At 38.5% G+C, this 1,038-nt stretch carries 2 protein-coding genes; both read right to left on the bottom strand.

Translation table 11 applies throughout. From position 1 onward, the window contains the following. Positions 1 to 197: 197 nt before the first annotated feature. Positions 198 to 407 (bottom strand): hypothetical protein, encoded by a 210-nt coding sequence (locus F6K49_RS52675; RefSeq protein ID WP_293111086.1) that lies wholly within the window; start codon positions 405 to 407, stop codon positions 198 to 200. Between the two features lie 301 nt (positions 408 to 708). Next, positions 709 to 1,038: ISAs1 family transposase (locus F6K49_RS52670; RefSeq protein ID WP_293111085.1), on the bottom strand; the 330-nt coding region annotated here is incomplete at its 5' end.

The following is a 1,038-nucleotide window of genomic DNA, read 5'->3' as shown; positions in this document are numbered from 1 at the left end:
CCCGATTCCCGATTTCCGATTCCCGATTCCCGATTCCCTACTCCCTTCTTAACAAAAAAAAATAGCCGCAGAAATACCATCCACGGCTAGGAAATTGACCTTATGTGATTCCGTTTTCAACCCTATCGGGACCTGCTCCCATGGGAGCAGACTCGATGGTTTTGCCAGGGGGCAAAGCCCCCCAGAAAGTTAATCCGTTAACCCAAAGTTATGTACTTGGTCATCATCGTAATAAATTCTCCAGGAATCCCCGTCGGTTCTAAAGGACTCCACTCCAAAATCTCCGCATAACGCAGTAGATAAAGAGTATGGATGGTGTTGATGATAGCCTTGCGGGAGCCCTTCAGAATGTGCTTAACAGGGTATTTTTTTGGAGAAGATTCCTGAGGATTATTACTAGGAGTGATATCAGGGTAAACGCATCTAACTTAATTAAGTTATTTAAAAATCTACATTTCTCAATTTTAACTATTAACAATCAAGGGATTGGAGCTGACTAAAAATTTTTGACCGCGTCCTCCCTTAGTTGCCGAAATCTTAAGCAGGTGCACAAAATTAATTACACATTTTCCAAAACTCAAAGCCTTACGATGTAAGGGGTACAGAGATTGGTAGTAGGAAATTAATTTGGTAATGGTGTTTAACTCATAAATTTGGGTTTATATTCGGCTTATTCTCTTGGATAAAACTTGACTAACAAGTCCCTAGTTATTTACTGGCAGATGCTAAAATTTTGACTAAATAGTTATTGTCCATAGCTGCTCGATAGCGTTTCATCTTTAAACTTCCTTTAAAGCTTGTTTCTTGTTTCATTAGATTTAAAGCTAAACGACGTAGTAAAGCCAAGTTTTCAGGAGAATTATCCTTGCGAATACGACTACTATCTTCATAAAATGTGACATCTAATATCCAATGTAAGCTGTTTTCAATCCCCCAATGACTGCGGATAGCTTTAGCAATTTTATCAGCATTATTTTCCAAACTACTTATGTAAAAACGAACTTCAGTGGTTGTTTTATTCCACAAACGTCGCTCACT

The organism is Moorena sp. SIO3I6, from assembly GCF_010672095.1.
This window is presented reverse-complemented; position numbering and strand designations above follow the sequence as displayed.